This window comes from Pseudoramibacter alactolyticus ATCC 23263 (assembly GCF_000185505.1).
GTDB lineage: Bacteria > Bacillota > Clostridia > Eubacteriales > Eubacteriaceae > Pseudoramibacter > Pseudoramibacter alactolyticus.
The window spans coordinates 799339-813132 of record NZ_GL622359.1 but is presented as its reverse complement, the minus strand read 5'-3'; the positions used below and the strand labels follow the sequence as shown (position 1 = coordinate 813132).

Genomic DNA, 13794 nt, shown 5'->3' with positions numbered 1-13794 from the left:
TAATCGATCTGTGAGATTTATCTTTAAGAGAATCTCTGTTTCCCATCGAATCGTTTGTTTCAGCGCATGAGAGAGGCCTATGGTATCTACAGCAGACAAATTGTACGGAGCTGCTGCCGCGGTATAGCTTTACAGCATAGAATCCTGTTTTCAAGAGTATGGGGCCAGTAATCGTTGTGAATGTGATATACTGTTTATGGCGGTTGAAGACCTTTCGTTAGAGGAGTTTAGTAATAAAAACAATTTTAACGGATCCAATCGCTTTTTTTATTCTCAAGGTCTCACATCTATTGTAAAGCTATAGGCTGAATAGAGCAGAAAACAGGCTGAATAAAGCAGAAAAAATGATTAACTTTTACAGCAGTTCATGGTAATATAATCATGAACTGTTATTTTATTTTATGAAGGTGGTGAAAAGGATGTTCATACTGGATGAAATTCGCGATGCGGAAGTGAAAGCCGAGGAAATACGACAGCAAGCCAAGGCAAATGCCAGAGAAAAAATAAAAGCGGCTCGCCAGGAAGCCGACGCGGAGCACGAGCGCACGTTGGCTCAGGTTCGGGAAGCATGTGCATTGTCAATCAAAAGAGCGGAAGATAAAGCGGAAACTTACCTGCGATCGCGGATTAAAGCCGATGGTGAAAACGATGAAAGCATTATTGCAGTCGGCAGAACGCATTTAAGCGATGCGGTCAAATATATTCTTGAAAGGGTTGAGGGTTTATGATTATTCCGATGAGCAAGGCCCGACTGATTGTTTTAAAGGAGGATCTGCCGAAAATATTAATGGCATTGCAGCGCACTGGAGAATTTATGGCTGTTGCGCCGGATGAAACCGAAACATTAACCCCGGATTCTCAAACGGCATCTAAGGCTCAGGATGCGGCTGCCATGCTCAAATTTCTGAGGCGCCACACAGGAAAGAAAACATTTTTTGAAGATCAGCCTCAGATTTCTTATGAAATTTTTACGCAAAGAAATGAACGGGGTGAAAAGATTCAGGATAAGCTTGAAGCTGCAACGGCCCAAATTGCGGAACTGCGCAATCACATATCAAATCTCGAAAGCCAAGTCGATACGCTTCAACCTTGGAAAGATTTGAATGTTAACTTATTGGCGGTTAAGGACACATCCCATGTTCGCGTGTTGGCAGGTTATCTGCCGATGGGATTAGAGGAAGAGGCATCTGCCGTAGCGCAAGTTTGCCAAGTGGATTTGCAGTTCTTTGGCGCGGCGTCAGAAGGAAAAGCGGTGCTCGCCATTCAATATGCCGGGGACCAAAATGACTTTGAGAAGCAATTTCGAGAACTGGGCTTCGTGGATGCGAATTTTCCTCGGAAAAAAGGGACACCCCAAGATTTGATTTCAGAAAATGAAACAGCAATGGCCCAATGCCAAGAACAAATAGAGGAAATCCAAGATCAAATCACGTCTTTTGCAGAAGACGAAAAAGATTTAGCTCTTTTAAGCGAGCAATACGAAGCCCAACTGCAACGTGAGGAAGTGGTGTATGCTCAAAGCGAGGCTACGATCTGCCTTTATGGGTGGATTTGCAAAGATCGTGTGGATAAGGTAAAGCAAGCCATCGGGAAAGTGACAACTGTTTTTGATTTGAACTTGGTTGAACCGGAAGAAGGTGAGATGCCTCCTACGGTCACGCGCAATCCGCGTTTTTGGGCACAATTTGAAACCATTACCGACATGTTTTCCAAACCACGACCGGGAGAATTGGATCCGGCTTTAGTTGCAGGACCATGGTATTGGGTGATTTTTGGCATGATGATGGGGGACGTTGGATACGGTGCTTGCATGGCCGTGTTGTTTTTTGCAGCCAAAAAACTGATGAAACCCAAGGGGGATTTTGCAAAACTGATTAATGTTTTGTTTTACTCTTCCGCGACGACAATTTTGTTTGGTGTTTTATTTGGATCATATTTCGGAGAAACCTGGCATCCGCTTTTATTTGCTCCTTTGAATCAGCCGATGAAAATGCTGATTTTCACCATGATCGTGGGAGTTTTGCATATGTTTTCCGGTATGGGAATTAAAATTGCTGAGCAAGTTAAGGCTGGCCATTGGTTGGATGCCGTTTTTGATCAGGTTAGTTGGATGGTTCTTATCATTGGGCTTGGATTGTTATTTATGCCGGCACTGGCGACCATTGGAAAGATCATGGCCATCCTTGGAGCGATGGTGATTTTACTGACAGCAGGAAGGGACAGACCAAATATTTTTGGGAAAATCACAGGCGGCCTTTTGGGGCTTTATGATATCAGCTCATATTTAAGTGATATTTTATCTTATTCTCGGATTTTGGCATTGAGTTTAGCAACAGGAGTCATAGGCATGGTTATGAATCTCCTGGCACATATGGTTGCCGTGAATCCGATTGGATGGATTGCTGCAATTTTCATTTATTTGATCGGTCACGTGTTTAATCTGGCAATGAGCTTGTTGTCGGCCTACGTCCACGACAGCCGATTACAGTATATCGAATTCTTTAATCGATTTTATCAAGGCGGCGGAATACCTTTTAAGCCGCTGTCAATACAGTCAAAATATGTTAATGTAAAGTGATAAAAAACAATAAAAATTAAAACGTAAAAAGTAAAGGGAGGAACAAAAAATGTCTTTAGGAATTATTATTGCAGCCTTTGGTGCAGGTATTAGTGCTTTGTTGGCAGGGATAGGATCAGTATGGGGCGTTCAATGCGCCGGACAAGCTGCAGCAGGAGTTTGTTCTGAACAACCTGATCTATTTGGGAAAGTTCTTGTGCTGCAAGCTTTGCCGGGAACGCAGGGAATCTATGGATTTTTGCTGGCGGTTTTAATCATGGTTCAAACCGGGCTGATTTCCGGACATCCGGCAAATTTAACAGTTCTTCAGGGATGGGCTTATTTTGCCGCGGCTTTGCCGATTGCTGTGGTTGGATTGGTTTCCGGGATCTATCAGGGAAAGACGGCGGCTGCCTCAATTCACATGACCGGCAAAGATCCGGATTCTTCAGCCAAAGGGATCACGATGACGGCGTTGGTTGAAACGTACGCTATTTTAGCACTTTTGGCATCTATCTTGCTTTTATTTGGTATTAAATAAATACAGCACTTAATATTGAGAGGGTAGCGCTTATGGCTGAAAATATCATTATCGAAAAAATATTGAAAGGAGCCGAAGCAGAGGCCGAATCCATTATGGCAGAAGGCGATCGCCGTGTACAAGCAATTAAAGAAGAAATGACACGTCAAATTGAGAAGGATCGCGAAACACTTCTTGAAAAAAATAAAGCGGCGATTGCTGAGATTCATGATCGCGGTGAATTGATGAGTCATCTTGAAACACGAAAAAATACTTTGGCAGCCAAGCGAAAGGTGATCGATGAAGCCTTTGATGGAGCCAGAGAACAACTTCGTCATTTAGATGATGAAAAATGGTCTGTTTTAATCGCTTCTATGGTTGCTGAATCAGTGGTGACGGGCGATGGCAAATTGCGTGTTCCGGCGCGGGATCGTGAAAAATATGAAAATGGATTTTTGGATTCGCTCAATCGTGGATTGCAAGCCAATGGTTTGTCCGGTCAATTGACGCTGGATGACCAGCCGGCGGATTTTGAGGCTGGCGTGATGTTGGTCGGTGAAGATTCGGATATCAATGGCGATTTCGATGTTCTACTTGACGCCGTGAGAGAAAAATATGAACGCCAGGTAGCGGCAATTCTGTTTGACGACCAACATGAGGCGTAGACATGGCTTCAAATAGTTATCCCTTTGCGGTCGGACGAATCACAGGGCTGTCGGCACATTTGCTCGACGAGAAAATGTGGAACCGCCTGATTGAAGCAAATGAAAAAGATGCGTTGCGCATTTTAATCGAAAGTGGCTATGGCACAAATGCAAAAGAGAAAATGCAAATTGAGGCCTTGGTAGATGCTGAATTAATGGATGCTTACCAAGTGGCAAAAGAGATTGCTCCGGAGCCTGAGATTATCAAATTATTTTTGCTGCCGGAAGATGCCTACAATTTAAAGATTTTATTAAAGGGTTTGCATCAAAGGATGGATACCAAAAATCTGCTTCATTCCGGAGGATCTATTCCCATTGAACAGTTGCTCAAAGCGTTTGAAACGAATGGCGGCGGTGATTTGCCAAGCCCCATTGAAGAGATGATAGCGGCTCTAATAGATGAAGAAGATCCAATGATGATCAGCGCCGGTGTGGACCGAGCCATCTTTGCGTACATTCATGACATTCTTTCGTCGCGGAAGAAAAACTATGCGCTGGTCAGAGATTATTTTTCCCTTAAGATTGACTGCGGCAATATGCTCGCAATTGTGCGGGGGAATGCCCTTAAGTGGGACGCGAGAAAAGTGCAGAAAATGATGATTGAATCAGGTTCTTTGGACCGGGAAAATCTGCTGGCTGCCGTTGGCCTGCCGGATGATCAATTGTCGAAAGTGCTGGCAAGAGGCGATCATCGGGACGCATTGCGAAAGATGTTTGATCAATATGCGCAGAATGCCGACATCGGGCAATTAGAACAGGCGATGGATCGATTAACGTTTTCTGTGATTAAAGAATCGCGGAATGATTCCTTCGGCATCGGTCCGATTGTTTATTATCTGTTGCGCCGAGAAAATGAGGCGAAGGCCTTGAGGGTGCTGTTTGCACAAAAACGTGCAGGGATACTTTCCTCATTGGTTAGTCTTGGAATTGCGGGGTGATAGGATTGGAAGCAAAGAAAAATAACGCTAAAATTGCCGTTATAGGTGACCAAGAATCCATTATGATCTTTAAAGCATTGGGATTTACAACCGTCTATGCGCAAGATCAAGATACGATACAAAAAGCAATCCGGGATCTGGCAAAGGAACATTACGCAGCCATTTACATTACAGAGCAAGCTGCACTATTGGCACAGGAAACAATCGATAGCTATAAAACGATGCCCTTTCCGGCTATTATTCCCATTCCAAGTCGATTGGGATCGGAAGGATTGGGCATGCAGGGCATTCAGCAGAATGTGGAAAAAGCCATCGGTGCCGATATTCTGTAGGAAGGAGATACGATAAGGTGAGTCAACCGAATCAAAATAAAACCGGCAGCATTGTTAAAGTCGCCGGCCCGCTGATCGTCGCAGATGGGATGGCCGACGTGCAGATGTATGATGTTGTCCGAGTGAGTGAGAAAAGGATCATCGGTGAGGTTATCGAATTGCGCGGAGACCGCGCATCGATTCAAGCCTATGAAGAGACAGCGGGACTGGGCCCGGGTGAACCCGTTTATATGATGGGCGAAGCCATGTCTGTTGAGCTGGCGCCGGGTTTGATCGAAGGGATCTTCGACGGGATTCAGCGCCCGCTGACAACAATTTATCGACAGGCGGGAGATCGAATCACCAGGGGGATCGACGTTCCCAAATTGGACCGAGAAAAAAAATGGACATTCAAACCTGCAGCGAATGTCGGAGATATTCTGCAACCGGGAGATGTGATCGGAACCGTTCAGGAAACCCCGGCCGTTTTGCATAAAATTATGATGCCGACAGATTTGTCCGGCACGGTGAGTTGGGTTTTGAATGGCGAGGCAACGATTACAGAGCCAGTTGCTAAAATTAAAACAGTGGATGGCGGCATTCGCAATGTGGCAATGTTGCGAACCTGGCCGGTCCGAAGAGGCCGACCGTATCAAAACAAATTGGCACCGGATGAACCGATGGTAACCGGGCAGCGGGTTGTTGACACGTTATTTCCCATTGCAAAAGGCGGAGTGGCGGCCATCCCGGGACCATTTGGATCGGGGAAAACGGTGATTCAGCATCAATTGGCCAAATGGGCGGACGCGGACATCATTATTTATATTGGCTGCGGAGAACGCGGCAATGAAATGACAGATGTGCTGATGGAGTTTCCGGAGCTGAAGGATCCGCGGACAGGTTTGTCTCTGATGAAACGCACGGTGCTGATCGCCAATACATCGGATATGCCGGTGGCGGCCCGGGAAGCTTCAATTTACACGGGCATTACCATTGCGGAATACTTTAGAGATATGGGATATAAAGTGGCGATTATGGCCGACTCGACCTCTCGGTGGGCAGAAGCCCTGCGCGAAATGTCGGGCCGTTTGGAAGAAATGCCCGGTGAAGAGGGGTATCCAGCCTATCTGTCGTCGCGCCTGTCAGAGTTTTATGAAAGAGCCGGTTACGTTAAATGTTTGGGCAGTGATGAACGCTATGGGGCTATCTCGGCCATTGGCGCGGTGTCGCCGCCCGGTGGTGATATTTCCGAGCCGGTTTCCCAAGCGACCCTTCGCATTGTGAAGGTCTTCTGGGGATTGAGTGCCGATTTGGCGCACAAGCGTCACTTCCCGGCGATTGATTGGCTGCAGAGTTACTCGCTTTACAGCGATCAGATGAACGCTTACTTTGACAAAGAAGTGGCATCGGACTGGTCGGCCATGGTTCAGGAAACCATGAATATTTTGCAAAAAGAATCCGAATTGGACGAAATTGTTCGTCTGGTCGGAGTGGACGCTTTGAGCTTTGACGATCGCCTGACATTGGAATGTGCCCAGTCAATCCGCGAGGATTATTTGCATCAATCGGCGTTTGATGATGTGGATACCTATTCGTCGCTCGACAAGCAATACGCGATTTTAAAAATGATTTTACATTGGTATCATCTGGGACAGTCGGCATTAAAAACGGATGTGAGATTTCAGGATATTGCCGAGATGCCCGTACGCGAACGCATTGCGCGGATGAAGTACGTGCCGGAAGATGAAAAAGCGGCGCGCTACGATGCAATCAAAACGGAAATTGGCAATGACTTCGAAGCATTGACGGAAGGGCGGGGATCAAATGAATAAGGAATACAAAACCATTCGAGAAGTCGTCGGGCCGTTGATGTTGGTTGATCGCGTCGAAAATGTCAAGTACGATGAGTTGGTTGAGATCAAGCAGGCCAACGGTGAGAAACGCATTGGCCGCGTTTTGGAAATCGATGGTGATGCGGCGCTGGTTCAATTGTTTGAAACCTCACAAGGGCTAAAAATTTTTGACGCCAAAGCGACATTTCAGGGACACGGTATTGAATTAGGCGTCAGTCGGGATATGCTGGGGCGCGTTTTCGATGGCATGGGCCGGCCGAAAGATGACGGACCGGATATTATTGCTGAAAAACGGCTCGATATTAACGGTGCGCCGATGAATCCGGTAGCCAGAGACTATCCGGCTGAATTTATTCAAACGGGAATTTCAGCGATTGACGGTTTGAACACTTTGGTTCGAGGTCAAAAGCTGCCGGTATTCTCCGGTTCCGGGTTGCCCCATGCGCAGCTGGCGGCGCAGATTGCCAGACAGGCGAAGGTATTGGACAACAGTGAAGACTTTGCCGTTGTGTTTGCGGCTATTGGGATTACCTTTGAAGAGGCCGATTATTTTATTAAGGATTTTCGAAAGACGGGTGCCATTGAGCGGGCTGTGCTCTTTATGAACTACGCGAACGATCCGGCGGTTGAACGGATTGCGACGCCGCGGATGGCGATCACTTGCGCGGAATATCTTGCCTATGAATTGGGCATGCACGTGCTGGTGATTTTGACAGATATCACCAATTATGCGGAATCGTTGCGTGAAGTCTCGGCGGCGCGCAAAGAAGTGCCGGGCCGCCGCGGTTACCCGGGCTATCTTTATACAGACTTGGCTTCCCTTTACGAACGTGCCGGCCGCATTCGCGGGAAAAAAGGATCGATCACTCAGATCCCGATTCTGTCGATGCCGGAAGATGACATCACCCATCCGATTCCGGATTTGACAGGATATATCACGGAAGGGCAGATCATTCTATCCCGGGATTTAAACATGCGTGGGATTCGGCCGCCGATTGATGTGCTGCCATCGCTGAGCCGTCTGAAGGACAAAGGCATCGGTGACGGCAAAACCCGCGAAGATCATGCGGACACCATGAACCAGCTCTTCTCGGCTTATGCCCGCGGGAAGGACGCCAAGGAATTGGCCGTGATCCTCGGGGATGCAGCGCTGTCGGATATCGATAAAATTTATGCGCAGTTTGCGGAAGCTTTCGAGGAACGCTATATCAACCAGGGCTTTCAAACCAATCGCTCCATCGAAGAGACGCTGCGCATCGGATGGGAACTGCTTTCTATTTTGCCGAAATCCGAACTTAAACGCGTCAAGGAAACTTATATCGAAAAATATTTACCATCTCCCCGGGAAAATAACGAGGAGGCATAATCATGGCTGCTCAAATTAATCCGACGCGGATGGAATTAACCCGTTTAAAAACGCGTTTGGCCACGGCGACAAGAGGTCATAAGCTTTTAAAAGACAAACGTGACGAAATGGTCCGACGCTTTATGGCCTATATTAAAAAGAATAAAGAATTGCGGGAAGAAATCGATGAAAAACTGGCCCATGCCATGAAACGATTTTCCATTGCAGAGGCCAGAATGGGGGCTGACGCGGTTACGGAAGCATTGCTTTGTCCGGCAAGGGAGGCCTCGGTTGCGGTGGGCAAACAAAATATCATGAATGTGGACGTGCCCACTCTGCGCTATGAAGGCAAAACGGACACGGCAGATTTACCATACAGTTTTGCATTTTCATCCGGTGAATTAGATCAAGCTGTTTTGGACGTGGCGGAATTGATGCCCTTGCTGATCGAACTGGCAGAAGTCGAAAAGACCTGCAATATGTTAACCGATGAAATCGAAAAAACGCGGCGACGGGTGAACGCGTTGGAACACGTGATGATTCCGGAAATGCAGGCATCCATTAAATACATTGTGATGCGTTTGGAAGAAAATGAACGCAGCACGACCACGCGCCTGATGAAAGTGAAAGAAATGATGGCATAGATGGCGGAAACAGGCAGTCTTAACCGACTGCTTGTTTTATGTTGTTCCTGTCAGCAGAAGGACATCCGACCATGAAATTAAATTTGTGATGACTATGGGAAAATATTATGTTTATATGCTTCAATGTGCAGATGGGTCTTTTTATACCGGATACACGAGCGATTTAACCAAACGCATTAAAACCCATAATGCCGGCAGAGGGGCGAAATACACACGCGTGCGACGGCCGGTGCAATTGGTATACTCAGAATCGTATGCCGATAAGCAAAAAGCGATGAGCCGCGAGGCCCTCATTAAGAAAAGACTGACGCATCAAGAAAAAGTCTTTTTAATTGAGTATGGTTATTCGCCGAAATTAAGTCCATCGTGAAAATGGGGCCGCTTTGTGTTATAGTAATAGCAACAAAACTAAATGGAAGAGGTAAAAATGAGCGAAACAGAAAAAAAATACCCAAACGGCCGGAACCGAATTTCAAAGCAGAAGCCAATCCACTGAGCTCTGTTAAAAAGGTTATTGGCGTTGTCAGCGGCAAGGGGGGCGTTGGGAAAACGACAGTCACATCCCAATTGGCGGTGGCCCTGCAGCGCGCCGGGTTAAAAGTGGGCATTATGGATGCCGATATCACCGGTCCTTCTATTCCCAAGGCCTTTGGCATCACAGAAAAAGCAAGGGGGACGGAGAATTATTTCTATCCGGTAACATCCAAAACAGGAATTGATTTGATGTCAATGAATCTTTTGCTTGAAAATGATACGGATCCGGTTATTTGGCGCGGACCGGTGATCGCCGGTGCGGTCAAACAATTTTGGACAGATGTCGTATGGACGAATGAAGACGTGCTGCTGATCGATATGCCCCCGGGAACCGGAGATGTGCCGCTGACAATTTTTCAGTCGCTGCCCATTGACGGCATTATCATTGTCACCTCACCTCAGGATCTGGTTGCGATGATTGTTGAAAAAGCGATGAATATGGCCAAGATGATGGGCGTTTCTGTTTTGGGAGTGGTAGAAAATTACAGTTATCTGAGATGCCCGCATTGCAGCGAAAAGATTAATGTTTTTGGATCCAGCGATTTGGCATCCGTTGCGGAAGAAAAGGCGTTGGATATTTTAGGCGAACTGCCGATCAATCCTGAAGTGGCGCGGTTAATGGATGCCGGCGACGTTGAAGCGATTGAAGATGTTGCTTTTTTAGACAAGGCGATTAAAAAGATTCGTTCGCTTTAAACGCAAGGGCGGCGAGAAGTTTTTTGGGTTGTTATAAATAGAGAAATAATGCAGTCAAAAACCGCTGTTGAAATGCCAACAGCGGTTTTTAATTGGAATAAAATGGTTAATCAATATCGAAAGGGATTGCGTCAAAAGTTTCAGTCATCTCTTTTGGATCGGCATCATAAATTTTTTGGATCAGTGGATTGATGATCAAGTTGATGTATTCAGCATCCGGGGTGGTCGGTTCCGGCTTGGCCGCATACAGAACATAAATCATTTCATTGCGGGTCGTGTGACGTACATCTTTAAAAAGAGTGTTCAAAACTTTTTTTTCATCATTATTTAAATTCAGCATGATTTTTCTCTTTCTTTTTATTTAATTATATCAAGAAATCTTCCCCGCGACAATCGTGAAATCAGTTTATGCATCTTCTAAATCCAAGGCAAGATCTTCCCATTGATTTAGTAATTGATTGGATTCTTTTTTTAAAACGTCGTAATCATGGGTAATTTGGGAGACTTGTTCGATGTCATTATAAAAATCGGGCTGACACATTAATGACTCAAGATCGGCAATTTTGTCATCACAGGCCTCAATCTTTTTTTCAAGCGTTTTTAATAGATTCTTTTTTCGTCTTCGGTCTTGTTCAAGCGCCCTTGCAGCTTTGGCATTCTTGCGCTCAGCTGTTTTGGTTTTTTTGGATACGCTGAAAGATTCCTTTTGTTGGACGGCCGACATTTGAGACAGATGCTGGTAATAATCATCGTAATTCCCTTCAAATAGCGTGGCACCCGCAGGAGAAAGTGCCAAAATTTTAGTGGCTACTTTATTGAGAAAGTATCGGTCGTGAGAGACGGCCAAAAGTGTGCCTTCGTAATCGGCAAGGGCATCTTCAAGGATTTCTTTGGTGGCCATGTCGATATGGTTGGTTGGTTCGTCCAATAAAAGAAAATTGGCATCGGAAATCATTAACATAGCAAGGCGCAGGCGAGCCATCTCGCCGCCGGATAAATCGGTGGTCGCTTTAAAGACACTGTCGCCGGTAAACAAAAAGCGAGCGAGGATCCGGCGAATTTCGCCGTCGGACAGGTGGCAGTCAACGGAACGAAGCGCATCAATGAGCGTGATGGCACCGTAAGCATCGGAGTCTGTGGCTTCTTGACTGTAATAACCGGTTTGAACCTTTTGCCCGAAGAGCAACCGTCCGCTGTCGGCAGGAAATTGGCGCATTAAGAGCCTAAGGAGGGTGGATTTGCCGACACCGTTGGGACCGATGATGCCGATTTTATCGCCGCGAAAGACCTTGAAGGACAGATCCTGAATGACAGTTTGCTGATCAAAATTTTTGACCAAATGGGAAACTTTGAGGACATCGTCAGCGGAACGTACCGGTGGCTCAAATCGTAATTTGACTTCGTGATCGGCTTGTACTTCTTGAAAATAAGTCATTTTAGCAAGTTTTGTTTCCCGGCTTTTGGCTCGCTTGATATTTTTGACGGAATGACGCGATCGCAATTGATCTATAATAGCTTGCTGACGCGCCATTTCTTTGTTGTTGCGGGCAATAGCAGCCTGCCTCGCCTGATCATATTTGCGTTTTTTAACGAGAAAGTCTGAGTAATTGCCTTCAAAAGACAAAAATTGATGGTGGGCGATTTCGATGACGCGCGAACAAACATGATTTAAAAAATAGCGGTCATGGGAAATGATGATAAACGCATTCGGGTACGATTTAAGATAGTTTTCGAGCCATGCGACGGTTTGCAGATCGAGATAGTTGGTCGGTTCGTCGAGCATCAGCAAATCGGGAGCGGACAGAAGCAGAGCGCCGAGGGCAATGCGTGTTTTTTGACCACCGCTGAAAGTATCAATGGATTTTTTTAAATCCGTTAGTTTAAAGCCAAGCCCGATTGTCACGCCGCGGATGCGACTGGGATATTCATAACCGCCCTTTTTAGCATAGACCTCTTGAATTTCACTGAGCTCCTGCGCTAAGACAGCCTGTTCATCGATAGATGCGCGATCGATGCGGTCCTGCAGAACCTGCATTTGATGTTCCATCTCCAAGAGTGTTGAAAAGTGGGATAGAAAAAAAGAATGCAGCGTCTGGCCGGGTTTAAATTGCGGATCCTGTCGAAGATAACCGATAATGATATCTTGCTTGAGATGAATGGTGCCGTTGTCCGGCAATAAAGAGCAGGTGAGCAAATTAAAAAAAGTGGTCTTGCCGCTGCCGTTGTCTCCGATCAAACCAATTTTTTCTTTTTCTTGTACAGTGATCGATAAATCTTTAAAAATAGTGTGGCTGCCATAGCCAAAATTTAAATGTTGAATTGATAGTAACATGTTGGATCCTCTGATATTTGATGTTCCTCATGATAACAGAAAACGCGTCAATTTGTCATCTTTGATTGCTAAAAGATCCATCTTTATGACATAATAATGAATTGCTTCTTTTTTCACAAATTGATATAATCACATCAAAACAAGTATGCATAGATGACAATAGAGGAGAGTAAGAATGCAGAGTTATGCAAAGAAAGTCTCGATGAGCGTGGTAAAGAGGCTTCCTAAATATTATCGTTACTTAAATGATTTAAGTGAGCGAGGTTTTGAAAAGATTTCATCGAAAGAGCTTGCCGATTTGATGGGTCTGACGGCATCTCAGATTCGCCAGGATTTGAATTCGTTTGGCGCTTACGGTCAACAAGGCTACGGCTATAAGGTAGAAGATTTAAAGAACGCTATTGTGAAAATTTTAGGGATTGACCGACCGTATAATTGTGTGATTATCGGCGCGGGGAATTTGGGCCGGGCCATTTCACACTATGAAGGGTTTAAAAATCAAGGGATTCGCATTAAAGCCATGTTTGATATTGATTCCCAAAAAGTCGGCAAATCCCGTGACGGGATTCCGATTCTCCACATGGACCAATTGGAAGAATTCCTTGCCGGAAATAATATCAGCATTGCGATTCTTTGCGTGCCGCGGACAATCGGTCAGGGGACAGCCAATCGAATTTGCAAGGCTGGCGTCAAAGCCATTATGAACTTTGTACCGTTGGATTTGGATGTGCCTGAAGGCGTGATGGTCGAAAATGTGAATATCACGGACAGTCTTTTTACATTAACTTATTTATTAAATGAGTGACGGCAGTGTGAGATACAGAGAATATAAAAATAACTAAAATTGATAAAAAAAGGATTGTATATTATCGTTTTCACCGTTATAATTGAATTAACAACTTAGAAAGCAGGTGTCTACTAATGATTGAATTTGTTTACGGAGCAAAAGGAAGCGGTAAGACAAAAAGAATGATTGATATGGCCAATGGCGAAATCGAAAACGCGAAAGGTCAAGTTCTTTTTATTAACGATCGCGATAAATACAGAGTGACAGTTGATACGCAGATTCGTTTCATTAATTCTGATGAATTCGCAATTAAAGGGGAAGCTGAACTTTATGGCTTCATTTGTGGCGTGATTGGTGGCAATTATGACATTGACACCATTTATATCGACAATGTGTTGAGAATTCTCGATGCCGATGGTCCACAGGATATAGAAGGTTTGTTAAAGCGTTTAGACACGATTCAAAAAAAGCAGGAAATCAAATTCGTACTCAGCCTAAGTTGTGAAGAAACAGACATTCCGGAATGTGTTAAAAAGTTTTTATAATTTTACAAATAGATAATATGTCGGTAGG

General features: G+C 45.3%; 15 protein-coding genes. 13 read left to right on the top strand and 2 right to left on the bottom strand.

Translation table 11 applies throughout. From position 1 onward, the window contains the following. Positions 1 to 419 precede the first annotated feature (419 nt). The 11 genes from HMPREF0721_RS03820 to HMPREF0721_RS03770 all read left to right on the top strand — a co-directional run bounded on the left by HMPREF0721_RS03820 (position 420) and on the right by HMPREF0721_RS03770 (position 10102). Positions 420 to 728, top strand: coding sequence for a hypothetical protein (locus HMPREF0721_RS03820; protein ID WP_040639891.1), 309 nt, complete (start codon positions 420 to 422; stop codon positions 726 to 728). Then, positions 725 to 2578 (top strand): V-type ATP synthase subunit I, encoded by a 1854-nt coding sequence (locus HMPREF0721_RS03815; protein ID WP_006598242.1) that lies wholly within the window; start codon positions 725 to 727, stop codon positions 2576 to 2578. The genes HMPREF0721_RS03820 and HMPREF0721_RS03815 overlap by 4 nt, the downstream gene beginning before the upstream one ends. A gap of 49 nt (positions 2579 to 2627) precedes the next feature. Further along, entirely contained in the window at positions 2628 to 3098 is a 471-nt protein-coding gene (locus tag HMPREF0721_RS03810; protein WP_006598241.1) for a V-type ATP synthase subunit K, read from the top strand. Positions 3099 to 3130: 32 nt separating this feature from the next. After that, entirely contained in the window at positions 3131 to 3742 is a 612-nt protein-coding gene (locus HMPREF0721_RS03805) for a V-type ATP synthase subunit E (RefSeq protein WP_006598240.1), read from the top strand. A 2-nt stretch (positions 3743 to 3744) separates the two neighbouring features. After that, positions 3745 to 4719, top strand: a complete 975-nt coding sequence (locus HMPREF0721_RS03800; RefSeq protein WP_006598239.1) for a V-type ATPase subunit — start codon at positions 3745 to 3747, stop codon at positions 4717 to 4719. Continuing rightward, entirely contained in the window at positions 4716 to 5051 is a 336-nt protein-coding gene (locus HMPREF0721_RS03795; protein WP_006598238.1) for a V-type ATP synthase subunit F, read from the top strand. Before HMPREF0721_RS03800 ends, HMPREF0721_RS03795 begins: the two co-directional genes overlap by 4 nt. A gap of 17 nt (positions 5052 to 5068) precedes the next feature. After that, positions 5069 to 6862, top strand: coding sequence for a V-type ATP synthase subunit A (locus HMPREF0721_RS03790; RefSeq protein WP_006598237.1), 1794 nt, complete (start codon positions 5069 to 5071; stop codon positions 6860 to 6862). Next, entirely contained in the window at positions 6855 to 8249 is a 1395-nt protein-coding gene (locus HMPREF0721_RS03785) for a V-type ATP synthase subunit B (protein WP_006598236.1), read from the top strand. The genes HMPREF0721_RS03790 and HMPREF0721_RS03785 overlap by 8 nt, the downstream gene beginning before the upstream one ends. Before the next feature lie 2 nt (positions 8250 to 8251). After that, positions 8252 to 8872, top strand: coding sequence for a V-type ATP synthase subunit D (locus tag HMPREF0721_RS03780; RefSeq protein ID WP_006598235.1), 621 nt, complete (start codon positions 8252 to 8254; stop codon positions 8870 to 8872). Between the two features lie 88 nt (positions 8873 to 8960). Beyond that, on the top strand, positions 8961 to 9242 hold the full coding sequence (locus tag HMPREF0721_RS03775; protein ID WP_006598234.1) for a GIY-YIG nuclease family protein: 282 nt from the start codon (positions 8961 to 8963) through the stop codon (positions 9240 to 9242). Then, entirely contained in the window at positions 9239 to 10102 is an 864-nt protein-coding gene (locus tag HMPREF0721_RS03770; RefSeq protein WP_006598233.1) for an Mrp/NBP35 family ATP-binding protein, read from the top strand. Before HMPREF0721_RS03775 ends, HMPREF0721_RS03770 begins: the two co-directional genes overlap by 4 nt. A 106-nt stretch (positions 10103 to 10208) precedes the next feature. On the opposite strand, the gene HMPREF0721_RS03765 is transcribed toward HMPREF0721_RS03770, so the two are convergent. Further along, complete coding sequence (locus HMPREF0721_RS03765) at positions 10209 to 10442, bottom strand: hypothetical protein (RefSeq protein ID WP_006598232.1); 234 nt, start codon at positions 10440 to 10442, stop codon at positions 10209 to 10211. Between the two features lie 66 nt (positions 10443 to 10508). Continuing rightward, complete coding sequence (gene abc-f / locus HMPREF0721_RS03760) at positions 10509 to 12434, bottom strand: ribosomal protection-like ABC-F family protein (protein WP_006598231.1); 1926 nt, start codon at positions 12432 to 12434, stop codon at positions 10509 to 10511. A 175-nt stretch (positions 12435 to 12609) separates the two neighbouring features. Here abc-f and HMPREF0721_RS03755 point away from each other — a divergent pair, with 175 nt between their 5' ends. Further along, positions 12610 to 13239: a redox-sensing transcriptional repressor Rex gene (locus tag HMPREF0721_RS03755; RefSeq protein ID WP_006598230.1), complete on the top strand. Its 630-nt coding sequence runs from the start codon at positions 12610 to 12612 to the stop codon at positions 13237 to 13239. Between the two features lie 116 nt (positions 13240 to 13355). Then, a complete protein-coding gene (locus HMPREF0721_RS03750) occupies positions 13356 to 13766 on the top strand; it encodes a hypothetical protein (protein ID WP_006598229.1) in 411 nt (136 codons plus the stop codon). Positions 13767 to 13794: the final 28 nt, after the last annotated feature.